The following is a 12,765-nucleotide window of genomic DNA, read 5'->3' as shown; positions in this document are numbered from 1 at the left end:
GCTGAAATGAAGAGCTGAAGCGCGATGACGATTCATCATGATCTCATCGCGCTTCAGGCAAGCGCCGGATCGACGGCTTCGTCGTACTCCTTCTTGAACCGGCCAATCAGCTCGGCCGCGGGCACCACCTTGGAGATGCTGCCGACGCCCTGGCCGGAGCCCCAGATCTCTTTCCACGCCTTCGGCTTGGCGCGCTCGCCGGATGCATCGGTGCCGAAGCTCATCTTGGAGGGATCGGAGATCGGCAGGTTTTCCGGATCCATGCCGGCCGCGACGATCGACGGCTTCAAATAATTGCCGTGCACGCCGGTGAACAGGTTGGAGTAGACGATGTCCTCGGCGGACGAATTGGTGATCATGTCCTTGTAGCCCTCGACCGCGTTTGCCTCCTTGGTCGCGATGAAGGCGGAGCCGATATAGGCGAAGTCGGCGCCGATGATGCGCGCGGCGCGGATGGCGCGGCCGTTGGAAATGGTGCCCGACAGCGCGATCGGCCCGTCGAACCATTGCCGCGTCTCCGCTACGAACGGGAACGGCGACAGCGTGCCGGCATGACCGCCGGCGCCGGCCGCAACCAGGATCAGGCCGTCGGCGCCCTTCTCGATCGCCTTGTGCGCGAACTTCTGGTTGATCACGTCGTGGAAGACGATGCCGCCCCAGCCGTGGACGGCCTGGTTGAGCTCCTCGCGCGCGCCGAGCGAGGAGATGATCATCGGCACCTTGTGCTTCTCGCAAAGCGCCATGTCGTGATCGAGCCGGTTGTTCGACTTGTGCACGATCTGGTTCACCGCGAACGGCGCCGACGGCCGTTCCGGATGCGCCTTGTCATAGGCGGCGAGCTCTTCCTTGATCCGGTACAGCCATTCGTCGAGCAACTCCGGCGGCCGCGCGTTCAACGCCGGAAACGAGCCGACCACACCGGCCTTGCACTGGGCGATAACGAGGTCGGGCACGGAGATGATGAACAGCGGCGCCCCGATCACGGGAAGAGACAGGCGGCCCTTGAACAGAGCAGGCATGGACATTTGAAGCGGATCCTCAAGCGTTGGTCGTTGGTTGATCTCGAATGCTGACCGTCCTACCAACAAGGCAATCTTTCCAGTGTCAAGTATTGCGTTTTGGCGCTGCAAAAAAGATGACAAATCCTCATCCTGAAACCGTGTTTTCGCGGGCGCCTGGCATCCCAGACGCAAAGCCTGCCGCCGCTATTGGCAGACGGCCCGTGTCACGAAATTTTCCGTCCTGCAGTCGTTCGGGCCGCGCTCAGCACAATGCGTGCCTTTGCGCGCGTAAGCCTGACGAGCGTGAGCCCGGCAGGATCGAGCAGGTCCGCGATTCCATCAGCCATCGTGCTGAGCGTAACCCGAAGCCACGCGCAGGCAAAGCCGCAAGCGGTCGGTCGCTAGATCAGCTTGAATGCGACAACAAAGCCCAGCACCAGCACGATGGCGCCGATCGCGACCCACAGGCCGAGCCGCTTCTCGAGCTCGGCGCGGATGAAATCGCCATAGCGGTTGAGCAGCACCGCGACGAAGAAGAAGCGGCCGCCGCGGGCGACGATCGAGCACAGGACGAACAGCCAGATGTTGTAGCCGGCAAAACCCGAGGTGATCGTCACGAGCTTGTAGGGGATCGGCGTCAGTCCCTTCAGCAGGATGATCACGGCCCCCCATTCGGCGTAGGAGGCGCGGAACGCGTCGACCTTGTCGGAGAGGCCGTAGAGATGGATCAGCCACTGCCCGAGCGAGTCGTAGAGCAGTGCGCCGATCGCATAACCGAGCACGCCGCCGGCAACCGACGCCACCGTGCAGACCGCGGCGAACCACCACGCCCGCTTCGGCCGCGCCAGCGACATCGGCAGCAGCATGATGTCGGGAGGGATTGGGAAGAAGGAGCTCTCGGCGAAGGCGACGGCCGCGAGAATCCACAGCGCATAGGGCTTGTCGGCCGCGTCGACGCACCAGTCGTAAATCCGTTTCAACATGGGCGCGATGAACCATCATGGAGCGGATTTGTCCATGCCGGGATTGAGCTGAATCTGGTTGATTTACGGCTACCGTTTGCGCAGCCGGTTCTCCAGCGCGACAATTCGGCGCCGAACCACCGGGACCGGCGCGGGTTTGGGCAGCTTGATCGGCGACTTCGGCAGCTTCTCGGCGATCCCGAGCAGCCGTTCACGCCGCTCCATCTCGCGCCAGACATCCTCCGGCTTCACGCCGGCCGACGCCCAGAGAACGGCGAGGTTGTAGAACAGGTCGGCGCTTTCGCGAATGACGGCATCCGACTTGCCGCTGACGGCGTCGATCACCACTTCGATCGCTTCCTCGGCGAGCTTCTTGGCCATCTTGGCCGGGCCGCGCTGGAACAGCCGTGCCGTGCGCGACGTAGCCGGATCAAGATCCTTGGCCGCAATCACCGCCTGGTAAAGCCGCTCGATCGAATCACTCATGCTTCGAGCCTAGTCGAAACGCGTCGCCAGCGTGTTAACGGCGACGACGAAAAAATCCACCGGGCCGCGGCCGGTGGATTGGATGCTTTGTGACAGTTCTGAGAACCGCCGACGGCCGTCAGTACGGCTGATACGGCAGTTGCGACCGCCGCCCGTAATAGCCGCGGTAACCATAGTACGGTCCGCCGCCGTAATAGACCGGGCCGCCACCATAGTAGACGGGACCACCGTAGTAGCCCGGGCCACCATAGTAGCCGTAGGAGTCGTAATAGTCGCGGCGGCTCTGGGCTGCGGCGATCGCGAGGCCCGTGCCGACGATACCGGCGAACGCAGCCGCTGCCGCTGCGCCGCCACCGCCATAGTAGCGGCGGCGGGCACTGATGTCGGTCGCGCCGCTCGTGCCTTGTGACGTCGTCACAGCAGTCGCCGTGCCTGCCGGAGCAGAGCCTGCGAACGCCATCGTCGGCTCGACGGCCGTCAACGCCACCGCGGCAACCGTTGCCAATGTGGCTGCGCGGCCAATGGACGAAAAAACACCTTTTCGCGCAAGCATTGCAGTCATCCTTTGTGGAAGCTGGCCCGACGGGCCTTGGTTAGCTAACCCACTGCCTCCAGATTAGGTTCCCCAAACCGAATGCAAGCTGAACGACCTGAGGTGAAAACATGGCAAGCCGAAGCCTGGCAGTCATCGACCGTTCACCTTGCCTGGGGCAAAATGCCTGCAAATAACGCTTGAAACTGACGCTTGCTCTGGCGCATTCGATGTCATGAAGCAGGCGCGCCGGCGCGGCACTTTGTCTCGCCTCCCGGATGTCATGATGCAGGTAAGTCGGACCACCGTTCTCCGCTGGATACTGGCCGGCATGATCGGCCTCACGGGGGGCGTGTGGCCGGTGTTGACGCCGCTGCGCGCCAGCGATCCGCCGCCGCCGCTCACCATCCAGTTCACGCTCGACCGTCCGCTTGATGCCGCGGCCGCGCCCTTCGTGATGGCGTTATCCGGCGGCCTGTTCAGCGCCGAGGGCCTCAGCGTCGGCACCAACGTCGCGACCAGCTCGGCGGATGCCATCGCGCGCGTCGCCGACGGCTCGAGCGATTTCGCCCTCGTCGACATCAACTCGCTGATCCGCTTTCGCGACGAGCCCGGTGCTGCGCCCGTCAAGGCGGTGTTCGTGCTGTTCAACCAGGCGCCTTATGCGATCATCGCGCGCAAGAGCCGCGGCATCAGGACGCTGACCGACATGCAGGGCAAGAGCCTCGGCGTCGCCGAGGGCGACCTCTCGATCCGGCTATGGCCCGCGGTCGCGAAGCAGAACGGCATCAAGCTGTCGAGCGTGAAGCAGAGCACGATCAGCGCCGCGGTGCGCGAGCCGATGCTCTCCGCCGGCCAGGTCGATGCCGTCACCGGCTTCTCCTATCTCTCGGCGATCAATTTGCGCGATCGCGGCGTGCCCGCCGACGATCTCGCGGTGCTGCGCTTCGCCGACTATGGCTGCGAGGCCTACGGCTTTGCCGTGATCGTCAGCCCGCGCCTTGCCGCCGCGAAGCCGGATGCGGTGAAAGGATTCGTGCGCGCGGCAATCCGCGGCACCAACCTCGCGATCAAGGATCCGGCCCGCGCCGCCGGCGAGGTCGCGAGCCGCATGGATGGCGGCTCGCGCGATCTGGAGCTGGAGCGGCTGAACGCCATCATCCGCGACAACATCCTGACCAGCGAGGTAAAGCGCGACGGCATCGGCGGCATCGAAGCGGAGCGCTTCGAGCGCTCGGTCGACCAGCTCGCGGAGGACTTCAAATTCCAGAAGCGGCCGCACGCCGCCGACATCTTCGACGAGGCTTTCCTGCCGCCGATCGACGGCCGGCTGGTGAATTGACGGCTCCGCTCTGCTCGTCATGCCCGGGCTTGACCCGGGCATCCACGTCTTCGATGACCGCCTGCAAGAAAGGCGTGGATGGCCGGGTCAAGCCCGGCCATGACGGAGTGCGATGCACCGCCGGCCGCTGGCCCTGCATCGCGAACACTGATTAAATTGCATTCTCGCCTGATCGGGCGCCCACCGCTGACGAGTGCCGCCGGCATGTCCATGCTTCGCCTCTATACCCGCGTCCTCGAACTGCTCGGCAAGGAGGCGCGGCTCGGCTGGATCCTGGCCATCGCCAACGTGCTACTCGCCGGCGCGCAATTCGCCGAGCCGGTGCTGTTCGGCAAGATCGTCGACGTGCTGTCGGGCCGGCCGGTCACCGGGCTGTTCGCGACCTCCTCGGCATGGCCGCTGCTCGTCGCCTGGGCGGTGTTCGGCCTGTTCACGATCGGCTGCAGCGCGATCGTGGCGCTGCAGGCCGACCGGCTGGCGCACCGCCAGCGCCAGGCGGTGCTGACCGATTATTTCGAGCACATCCTGCAGCTGCCGCTGACCTTCCATTCCGGCACCCATTCCGGGCGGCTGATGAAGGTGATGCTGAACGGCACCGACGCGCTGTGGCGGCTCTGGCTCGGCTTCTTCCGCGAGCATTTCGCCGCGATCATGTCGCTGATCGTGCTGTTGCCGCTTTCGCTCTACATCAACTGGCGGCTGGCGGTCCTGCTGTTCGGGCTCTGCGTCGTGTTCACCGTGCTGACCACGCTGGTGGTGCGCAAGACCTACGGCATGCAGAGCGAGGTCGAGGCCTATTACAGCGACCTCTCGGCACGCGCCTCGGACGCGCTCGGCAATGTCGCGCTGGTGCAGAGCTTCGTGCGGATCGATTCCGAGGTGCAGGGCCTGCGCTACGTCGCCGACAAGCTGCTCGCGGTGCAGATGCCGGTGCTGTCATGGTGGGCGCTGGTCACCGTGATCACACGCGCCTCGACCACGATCACGGTGCTCGCGATCTTCACCGTCGGCATCGCGCTGCATAACCAGGACCTCACCACGGTCGGCGAGATCGTGATGTTCGTCTCGTTCGCCACCATGCTGATCCAGAAGCTCGAGCAGGTGGTCAGCTTCATCAACAACGTGTTCATGGAAGCGCCGCGCCTGCAGGAGTTCTTCGACGTGCTCGATGCGGTGCCTGCGGTGCGCGACCGGCCCGGCGCGGTCGATCCCGGACGGCTGTCCGGCCTCGTCGAGTTCGATGACGTCTCGTTCTCCTATGACGGCAAGCGGCCGGCGATCGAGGATCTCAGCTTCACCGCCCTGCCGGGCCAGACCATCGCGCTGGTCGGCTCGACCGGCGCTGGCAAGTCCACCGCGATCGCGCTGCTGCATCGCGCGTTCGATCCGCAATCGGGCATCATCAGGATCGACGGTATGGACATACGCGCACTGAAGCTGACGGCGCTGCGGCGAAACATCGGCGTGGTGTTCCAGGAGGCGCTGCTGTTCAACCGCTCGCTCGCCGACAATCTGCGCGTCGGCAAGCCCGACGCCACCGACGAGGAGCTGCGCACCGCCGCGGCGCGCGCGCAGGCGCTGGATTTCATCGAGCGCAGCGAAAAGAAGTTCGATACCCATGCCGGCGAACGCGGCCGCATGCTGTCCGGCGGCGAACGCCAGCGGCTGTCGATCGCGCGTGCGCTGCTGAAGGATCCGCCGGTCCTGATCCTCGACGAGGCCACCAGCGCCCTCGACGCCGTCACCGAGGCCAAGGTGAATGCCGCTCTCGACGAAGTGATGAAGGGCCGTACCACCTTCGTGATCGCGCACCGCCTGTCCACCATCCGCCACGCCACCCGCATCCTGCTGTTCGACCAGGGGCGGGGTGATCGAAAGCGGAACTTTCGATGAACTGGTGGCGAAAGGCGGGCGTTTTGCCGAGCTGGCGCGGGCCCAGTTCATGGTCCAGGAACAGGCGCGCGCCGGCATCGAGACACCATAATTCCCGCCTTTCCAATTGAGGCGGCTGCCGAAATTCAGCCGATTTCGTCCACGATATAATTCCCCAGCCTCTGTTCTCTGCTGGCAAGCCGGTATAGGGTTTGCATCGCCGCAATGCGGCGCCGGACACGCTTGAAACCCGTACGTCACAATCGCAAGACCTCCTTTTTTCAAGGCGGGTCTCAAAGGACCGGAACCGGATTCGTGCACCTTCCTCGCCCGTCATTGAAATGGATTCTGGCCGTCGCGATGCTCGCCATCGCCTCGCCGCAAATGGCGCAAGCCGAGGCACTGCTGGTTGTCGAGGCCGATTCCGGCAAGGTGCTGCAGGCCGACAATGCGACGATGCCGTGGTACCCGGCTTCGCTCAGCAAGATGATGACGGCCTATGTGACGCTGAAGGCGGTCAAGGACGGCCGCGTCTCGCTCGACACGCTGCTCACGGTGTCGCCGACCGCGTCGTCGCAGTCGCCCTCGAAGATGGGCTTCCGGCCCGGCACCCAGGTCACCGTCGACAACGCGCTGAAGATGATGCTGGTGAAGTCGGCCAACGACATGGCCGTGGTGCTGGCCGAGGGCATCGGCGGTTCGATCGACGGCTTTGCCGGGATGATGAACCAGACCGCGCAAAGGCTCGGCATGACGCAAACGAGCTACGTCAATCCGAACGGCCTGCCCGCCGACGGCCAGATCACCTCGGCGCGCGACATGGCGATCCTCGCCCGCGCCATCATCCGCGACCTGCCGGAATACGAGTATTTCGTCCACATCCCGTCGATCCGCTTCGGCCGCCGCATCACCCAGAACTTCAACAAGCTGATCGGCCGCTATCCCGGCGCCGACGGCTTCAAGACCGGCTTCATCTGCGCCTCCGGCTATAATCTCGTGGCGTCGGCGACGCGTGACGGCAAGCGGCTGATCGCCGTGGTGCTCGGCGCCTCCTCGGGCCGCATGCGCGCGATCCGCGCCGCGCAGCTCCTGGACCGCGGCTTTGCCAACAATGGGATGGCGTGGCTGCGGCCCTCGCTCGGCACCGTCGACAATCTGGTGCCGATCGATTCCACGCCGCCGAACCTGCGCGAGGAGATGTGCGGTCCCAAGCACAAGCGGCCCGCCAGCGACGAGGACGCAGAAGACACCGTCGCCAGCGCCGGAAGCTCCAGCACCAATGGCGACGGCGGCGTCAGCTTCTTCGCCTCGGGCCTGCAGGCTGCGATGCCGACCAAGCCAGCCGACATGCTGGCGCAGCCGGCCGCGGCCTCCGAGCCGGTCGTGGTTTATACGGGGCCGACCAAGACCGGTGCTGCGTTGATCGCCGCGGTCGAGGCCGACACCGAGAAGATGCAGCCGGTCAAGCGCGCCAAGGGCAAGCACAGCCGCGTCGCGGGCAAGAAGCCCGATGCGGCCGATGACGCGAAGGCCGACACCAAGGGTGCCTCCAAGTCGGACAACAAGCCGGCGGCCAAGCCCGCGCGTCACGCCAACGCCAAGCCGGATGCCGCAGCTGCGAAGACGGCCGCGGCCGACAAGCCCGCCGCCGCAAAGCCTGCCGGCAAGCCGGCGGCGGCAAAGCCGGCTGCCAAGCCCAAGACTGCGGCCGACAAACCCAAGGCTGCCGACAAGCCGAAAGCCGACGCCAAGCCGGCCGGCTAGCGCAGCGCCCGCCCGTCATTTCCGACCGTCATTTTCTCCAATGCGTCGATAACGCGCAGCGGCTTGCCATTGGCCGCGGCATCGCTCAATACTGCCTGAAATAACGCGGCCAAGGTCGGAAAACCCGGAAGCAATCCGGGACATCAGCCAAGTTTGAGAGAGGGGATTGACCATCATGGAGCGCATCTGGCTCAAGCACTATCCGGCCGGCGTGCCCGCGGATATCGACGTCACGCAATATTCGTCGCTGGTCGAATTGCTGGAAGAAAGCTTCAAGAAATTCGCCGATCGCAAGGCGTTCATCTGCATGGACAAGGCGATCACCTATCGCGAGCTCGACGGGATGTCGACGGCGCTCGGTGCCTACCTGCAGAGCAAGGGCCTGCAGAAGGGCGCACGGGTCGCGCTGATGATGCCGAACGTGCTGCAATATCCGATCGCGACCGCCGCCGTGCTGCGCGCCGGCTATGCCGTGGTCAACGTCAACCCGCTCTACACCCCGCGCGAGCTCGAGCACCAGCTCAAGGATTCCGGCGCCGAGGCGATCATCGTTCTGGAGAACTTTGCCACCACCGTGCAGAAGGTGCTTCCCAACACCGCGGTCAAGCACGTGATCGTCGGCAGCATGGGCGACCTGCTCGGCCTCAAGGGCGTGATCGTCAATCTGGTGGTGCGCCGGGTGAAGAAGATGGTGCCGGCCTGGTCGATTCCCGGCGCCGTCGGCTTCAACGAGGCGCTGTCAGCCGGCCGCGCCGCCAAGCTCAACAAACCGACGCTGACGCTCGATGACGTCGCCTTCCTGCAATATACCGGCGGCACCACCGGCGTCTCCAAGGGCGCGACCCTGCTCCACCGCAACATCCTGGCCAACGTGCTGCAGAACGACGCCTGGCTGCAGCCGGCGCTGGCGAAGCCGCCGATCGTCGAACAGATGGTCATCGTCTGCGCGCTGCCGCTCTATCACGTCTTCGCGCTCACCGCCTGCTATCTGCTGGGCATGCGGGCCGGCGGCACCAATCTGCTGATTCCGAATCCGCGCGACATGGCGGGCTTCGTCAAGGAGCTGTCGAAGTACCAAGTCAGCTTCTTCCCGGCGGTCAACACCCTCTACAATGGCCTGCTGAACACGCCCGGATTCGACAAGCTCGACTTCTCCAAGCTGAAGATCGCCAACGGCGGCGGCATGGCGACGCAAAGGCCGGTCGCCGAGAAATGGTTGAAGGTTACGGGCATCTCGTTGTCGGAAGGCTATGGCCTGTCGGAGACGTCGCCGACCCTGACATGCAATCCTGCCACGATCGAGGAGTTCTCCGGGACGATCGGCCTTCCCGTCCCCTCGACCTGGCTCTCGATCCGCGACGATGACGGTAATGAGTTGCCGATCGGCGAGGCCGGCGAAATCTGCGCCAAGGGCCCGCAGGTGATGGCGGGCTACTGGAACAGGCCCGACGAGACCGCGCGCGTGATGACCGCGGACGGCTATTTCCGCACCGGCGACATCGGCGTGATGGACGAGAAGGGCTACACCAAGATCGTCGATCGCAAGAAGGACATGATCCTGGTCTCCGGCTTCAACGTCTATCCGAACGAGATCGAGGAAGTGATCGCAAGCCATCCTGGCGTGCTCGAATGCGCCGTGATCGGGGTGCCCGACGCGAAGTCCGGCGAAGCGGTGAAGGCCTTCGTGGTCAAGAAGGACCCGAACATCACCGCCGAGGACATCATCAAGTTCAGCGCCACCCAGCTCACCGCCTACAAGGTGCCGAAGCAGATCGAGTTCAGGACCGACCTGCCGAAGACCAATGTCGGCAAGATCCTGCGCCGCGAGCTGCGCGACGAGAAGAAGGCCGCGGCCTAAGGCGTGAGTGGACTGACGTTCGATGTCTGACGCAAGCCTCGCGACGCCGGCTGACGTGCTTGGCTTCTGGCGGAATGCCGGCCGCGACCGCTGGTACAAGCACGACGACGCCTTCGATGCCGAGATCCGCAGCCGCTTCCTTGCCACCTGGCAGAAGGCGGCTGCCGGCGAATTGTCGTCATGGGAGGCGAGCGATGAGGGCGCGCTGGCGCTGACCATCGTGCTCGACCAGTTTCCGCGAAACCTGTTTCGAGGCGACGCCAGGACCTTTTCAAGCGATGCGCTGGCGCGTGAAGTGGCAAGGCGCGCCATCGACCGCGGCGTCGATGCGCGGACCGCCCCCGTGCTGCGCGAATTCCTCTATCTGCCGTTCGAGCATTCGGAGGACCTCGACGACCAGCAGCGCTGCGTGACGCTGTTCGGGCAATATGACTGCCATCCCGACAACCTGAAATACGCCGAGGACCACGCCGACATCATCCGCCGGTTCGGCCGCTTCCCGCACCGCAATCGCGTGCTGGGCCGGCAGACCACGGCCGAGGAGCAGGCATTTCTCGACGCCGGCGGGTTTTCCGGCTGATGACGGAACGGTGACCAGAGCCTTTTCCGTTCCGATTGCATCGGAACGGGGCTCTAGATTCTTGTTTTGACGCGTTTTCTTCACGCGAACCGGGATCCACTTCGCTCGAAAACGCTTTGACGTCCGGCATTGCCGTTCTTCGGCGAGCCCGTATTGTGCCGTGCTGTAGCCCAGTTTAAGACAGTTCCGCTTCACCGAGGGAGAACAACGATGACGATCAATGTTGGCGACAAGCTGCCGGAAGCCAAGTTTCGCGTGATGACCGCCGAGGGTCCGCAGGTCAAAACCACCGACGACATTTTCAAGGGCAAGAAGGTCGCCCTGTTCGCGGTGCCCGGCGCCTATACCGGCACCTGCCACAAGATGCATCTGCCGAGCATCTTCCTCAACGCCTATGCCATGAAGAACAAGGGCGTCGACACCATCGCGATCGTTTCGGTCAACGACGCCTTCGTGATGAACGCCTGGAAGCGCGACACCGACCAGCGCGACGAAGCCGTCTTCCTCGCCGACGGCAACGCCGACTTCGCCAAGGCGATCGGCATGGAGCTCGACGCCTCCGGCAACGGCCTCGGCATCCGCTCCAAGCGCTACTCGATGCTGGTCGAGGACGGCGTGGTGAAGAAGCTCAACCTCGAGCCCGCCCCGGGCAAGGTCGAGGTTTCCGGCGGCGACACGCTGCTCGGTCAGTTGTAGTTTTCTGTCGTTCCGGGGCGGTGCGAAGCGCCGAACCCGGAACCTCGAGATTCCGGGTTCGATGCTGACGCATCGCCCCGGAATGACGAGGTGACGATCGTAGCGTCGTAGGGTTGGCAAAGCGCAAGCGTGCCCAACCTACGATCGAGCACCTCTGGAATACTGGATCGACCGCCTTCGCGGGCGATGACGGTTTTGAGGACTGGCGGTGGCCGCGATCGCGGACGCGACGGCGCGCCCTACCCCTTCAGCCGCGCCATCGCCACGCCTTCGCGCGCCAGCTCGTCGGCGCGTTCGTTCTCGGCGTGGCCGGCGTGGCCCTTGATCCAGTGCCAGCGCACCTCATGCGGCTTCAGCGCGGCGTCCAGACGCTGCCACAGCTCGACATTCTTGACCGGCTTCTTGTCGGCGGTGCGCCAGCCGTTGCGCTTCCAGCCATGGATCCAGCCGGTGATGCCCTGGCGGACATACTGGCTGTCGGTGGTGAGATCGACCACACAGGGCTTCTTCAAGGCTTCGAGCGCCGAGATCGCCGCCATCAGCTCCATGCGATTATTGGTCGTGTGCGCCTCGCCGCCCTTCAATTCCTTCTCGACCTCGCCGAATCTGAGGATCGCGCCCCAGCCGCCCGGCCCCGGATTTCCGGAGCAGGCACCATCGGTGAAAACAGTCACATGCGGCTTTTCGCTCACGCCGCGCACCCGGCCGGCGTGACGCCATAGTCGTTGATAGCAGCGACGCTCTGCTGGAAGCGCAGCTTGCGGACATATTCCAGCGGGTCCTTCGGCTGCACCAGCGCGCCTTCGGGCACGTTGAGGAAATCGACCAGGCGCGTCAGCAGGAAGCGCATCGCGGCACCGCGCGCGAGCAGCGGCAGCGCGGCCTCTTCCGCCGCCGACAGCGGGCGCTCGCGGCCGTAGGCGTTGAGCAATGCGCGCGCCTTGGTGACGTTGAAGGAATGATCCGGCTCGAAGCACCAGGCGTTGAGGCAGATCGCGACGTCGTAGGCCAGGATGTCGTTGCAGGCGAACGGGAAGTCGATCAGGCCCGAGAGCCTGTCGCCCAGAAAAAACACGTTGTCGGGAAACAGGTCGGCATGGATCACGCCGACCGGCAGATCGGTCGGCCAGGCGGCTTCGAGATGATCGAGCTCGCGCGCGATGAAGTCGTGCAAGCCCGGCTGCACGCTGTCGGCCCGCGCGGCGGCGAGATCGAACAGCGGCCGCCAGCCGGAGACCGACAGCGGATTGTTGCGGACCAGCGGAAAATCCCGGCCGGCAACGTGCATTTTGGCCAGCGCCTCGCCGACGCCGGAGCAATGCGCCACGTTCGGCCGCCGCGGCCACACGCCCTCGAGGAAGTTGATGATCGCGGCGGGCCGGCCGGCGAGCCGGCTAGTGACCTCGCCCTTGCGGTTGCGCGCCGGCTGCGGGCACGACACGCCGCGCTCGGCGAGATGGGCCATCAGCGACAGGAAATACGGCAGGTCGTCCTCCGCCACGCGCTTCTCATAGAGCGTGAGGATGTAGGCGCCCTGGCTGGTGTGCAGCAGGAAGTTCGAATTCTCGACGCCCTCGGCGATGCCCTTGTAGGAGAGCAGTTCGCCGATGTCGTAGCTTTTGAGGAATTCCGCGAGGTCTTCGGCGGCAACGTCGGTGTAGACCGCCATATG

At 64.8% G+C, this 12,765-nt stretch carries 11 protein-coding genes and 1 pseudogene; 6 read left to right on the top strand and 6 right to left on the bottom strand.

Annotated elements, in window-relative coordinates:
- Positions 1-53 precede the first annotated feature (53 nt).
- The 4 genes from ACVMDN_RS42430 to ACVMDN_RS42415 all read right to left on the bottom strand — a co-directional run bounded on the left by ACVMDN_RS42430 (position 54) and on the right by ACVMDN_RS42415 (position 3,002).
- Entirely contained in the window at positions 54-1,025 is a 972-nt protein-coding gene (locus ACVMDN_RS42430) for an NAD(P)H-dependent flavin oxidoreductase (protein ID WP_057016396.1), read from the bottom strand.
- Between the two features lie 377 nt (positions 1,026-1,402).
- Positions 1,403-1,984, bottom strand: a complete 582-nt coding sequence (locus tag ACVMDN_RS42425) for a YqaA family protein (RefSeq protein WP_057016397.1) — start codon at positions 1,982-1,984, stop codon at positions 1,403-1,405.
- Between the two features lie 69 nt (positions 1,985-2,053).
- The gene (gene hisE, locus ACVMDN_RS42420) at positions 2,054-2,449 is read right to left on the bottom strand and encodes a phosphoribosyl-ATP diphosphatase (protein WP_456835793.1); all 396 of its coding nucleotides are present in this window, start codon (positions 2,447-2,449) and stop codon (positions 2,054-2,056) included.
- Between the two features lie 118 nt (positions 2,450-2,567).
- On the bottom strand, positions 2,568-3,002 hold the full coding sequence (locus tag ACVMDN_RS42415) for a hypothetical protein (RefSeq protein WP_076825196.1): 435 nt from the start codon (positions 3,000-3,002) through the stop codon (positions 2,568-2,570).
- A gap of 265 nt (positions 3,003-3,267) precedes the next feature.
- On the opposite strand from ACVMDN_RS42415, the gene ACVMDN_RS42410 reads away from it, so the two are divergent.
- From ACVMDN_RS42410 to ACVMDN_RS42385, 6 genes and pseudogenes are all read left to right on the top strand, one after another.
- Positions 3,268-4,323 (top strand): ABC transporter substrate-binding protein, encoded by a 1,056-nt coding sequence (locus tag ACVMDN_RS42410; RefSeq protein ID WP_076825257.1) that lies wholly within the window; start codon positions 3,268-3,270, stop codon positions 4,321-4,323.
- 204 nt (positions 4,324-4,527) lie between these two features.
- Positions 4,528-6,307, top strand: a pseudogene (locus tag ACVMDN_RS42405) (glucan ABC transporter ATP-binding protein/ permease).
- A gap of 203 nt (positions 6,308-6,510) precedes the next feature.
- A complete protein-coding gene (locus tag ACVMDN_RS42400; RefSeq protein ID WP_371852097.1) occupies positions 6,511-7,959 on the top strand; it encodes a D-alanyl-D-alanine carboxypeptidase family protein in 1,449 nt (482 codons plus the stop codon).
- Positions 7,960-8,134: 175 nt separating this feature from the next.
- Positions 8,135-9,817, top strand: a complete 1,683-nt coding sequence (locus ACVMDN_RS42395) for a long-chain fatty acid--CoA ligase (RefSeq protein ID WP_076825259.1) — start codon at positions 8,135-8,137, stop codon at positions 9,815-9,817.
- 22 nt (positions 9,818-9,839) lie between these two features.
- The gene (locus tag ACVMDN_RS42390; RefSeq protein ID WP_057016402.1) at positions 9,840-10,397 is read left to right on the top strand and encodes a DUF924 family protein; all 558 of its coding nucleotides are present in this window, start codon (positions 9,840-9,842) and stop codon (positions 10,395-10,397) included.
- Between the two features lie 210 nt (positions 10,398-10,607).
- Positions 10,608-11,093 carry a peroxiredoxin gene (locus ACVMDN_RS42385; protein WP_018269652.1) on the top strand — a complete coding sequence of 162 codons (486 nt, stop codon included), beginning with the start codon at positions 10,608-10,610 and terminating at the stop codon, positions 11,091-11,093.
- Positions 11,094-11,332: 239 nt separating this feature from the next.
- Here ACVMDN_RS42385 and rnhA read toward each other — a convergent pair whose 3' ends face one another.
- Together rnhA and ACVMDN_RS42375 are read right to left on the bottom strand one after the other, a co-directional pair.
- A complete protein-coding gene (rnhA, locus tag ACVMDN_RS42380) occupies positions 11,333-11,785 on the bottom strand; it encodes a ribonuclease HI (RefSeq protein ID WP_076825261.1) in 453 nt (150 codons plus the stop codon).
- Complete coding sequence (locus ACVMDN_RS42375; RefSeq protein WP_057016403.1) at positions 11,782-12,762, bottom strand: homoserine kinase; 981 nt, start codon at positions 12,760-12,762, stop codon at positions 11,782-11,784. The genes rnhA and ACVMDN_RS42375 overlap by 4 nt, the downstream gene beginning before the upstream one ends.
- Positions 12,763-12,765: the final 3 nt, after the last annotated feature.

Source organism: Bradyrhizobium sp. USDA 4510 (assembly GCF_054059095.1).
The sequence above is the reverse complement of the archived record's forward strand: the minus strand, read 5'-3'. Positions and strand labels throughout refer to the sequence as shown.